Origin of the sequence: Vibrio sp. 10N.247.310.17 (assembly GCF_041466605.1) — a bacterium.
Classification (GTDB): Bacteria; Pseudomonadota; Gammaproteobacteria; order Enterobacterales; family Vibrionaceae; genus Vibrio; species Vibrio tasmaniensis_A.
On the sequence record NZ_JBFSTC010000218.1, the window covers coordinates 1 to 1,418 of the forward strand.

The following is a 1,418-nucleotide window of genomic DNA, read 5'->3' on the forward strand; positions in this document are numbered from 1 at the left end:
CAACACCTATCATTTAAGGTGTTTAGATCGCACAGTGTAGCGAGTCTTACTAAAACGAACGGTCCTATCTTTGGGCCGTTTTTGTTTTTCGGGCAAAATATAACGTTTCACTCGCTCTCTCATAGCTCGCAGCTTTTTGGGAACCGAACCTGGGGAGGCGATAGCACACCACATCAACTCATCTTGAATATCTCGAAGTGCCATCGTAAAGCTTATCCTAAGTGGCGAGACTTCAGCCTCTTTTGCTATTCGGCTAATCTCCAGACGGATTAAGTTATACGCGATAAGGATACCCCATATCTCTTGCTCTACACCCTCTACAGATTGACTGCGGAGCAGGATTTCATCTTCAAGCATGTCATGCTTAATCTCGCCATAGCTATTCTCGATTTCCCACCTTTCGAAGTACACATCTAATAATGATTTTAAACTGTATTTTCTATCTGTTAGAGAAGTCAGCAGCCCTTGTATATGATTGGGTTGTTGTTCAACGTCATCGGGATATAGAGTTAGCCTAGCTTTCCACGTTTCTGGGAGACTCGGGTCTTGTTTTCTAGCCTGGGGAGAGACTTTCATCTCCACAATCAGATCTCGCCCATCATCATCGAGCTGCTCGATGATTTCATATTTCACATTCGACTTTATTGGTGTCATCCAGTGGCTTGTTCCATGCTCTTGTTGCCAGTTAAGCATAAGTTCTGCGCTCAAGTAGCAACGGTCAAAAATGGTCAATGAATTCGGAACTGCTGATGAAATTAAATCTTTTGCATAGCTGATTTCACCTTTAGAACTTTCCCCAAAAGCCACATCATGAATAAGGCGACTCCGTAGTGATGTGAGTGCGCACATTCGAACGATTGGGTACTCAGTGTGCCTGTCTTTTCGGTAGTAAACATATTGATAATGCTCAGCTAAGCTTGGGTTATCGTGAGTTCTAAACTGTGTGCCATCGATTGAAAATAGGCTCAAACCATTCCATTTATCACCCGCATCTTCCGACTGTGTCCAATGCTTTGCTGTGATTGAGAATAATGACTTTAAAGGCTCAGCGGTGAGGCGTTTTCTTGCCTGAGGAATTGCACTAGGTGCAATCGTTTCACCCAATGAATTAGACAATTTGAGGTCGAGCTTATCGAGTACATCGGTAATCGGTCTATCTCGATATAAACCAATACCAACGACTAACCATACAACGAGTTCTGCGGGTAGCTTTCTACGGCGCATACTCGCTTTGTTCGTTTCAGATAAAGCTTGGTTTATCCAATCTAGCGGAAGGTCTTTTTGAAACAAAGAAAGAGATTCTGGATTAGCAAAATCGTCAACATCGATTAACCAGTGTGACAGCATAAAAAATACCCTTAAACAAAAGTGCTTAAGGGTATTGTTAACCATCTGTAGGATCGTTCAACTGATCAGGA

1 protein-coding gene is annotated in these 1,418 nt (G+C 42.7%); it reads right to left on the reverse strand.

All coding sequences use genetic code 11. The annotated features are described in order from the left end of the window. Positions 1-9 precede the first annotated feature (9 nt). Positions 10-1,347 carry an IS4 family transposase gene (locus AB6D80_RS24960; protein WP_017100321.1) on the reverse strand — a complete coding sequence of 446 codons (1,338 nt, stop codon included), beginning with the start codon at positions 1,345-1,347 and terminating at the stop codon, positions 10-12. Positions 1,348-1,418: the final 71 nt, after the last annotated feature.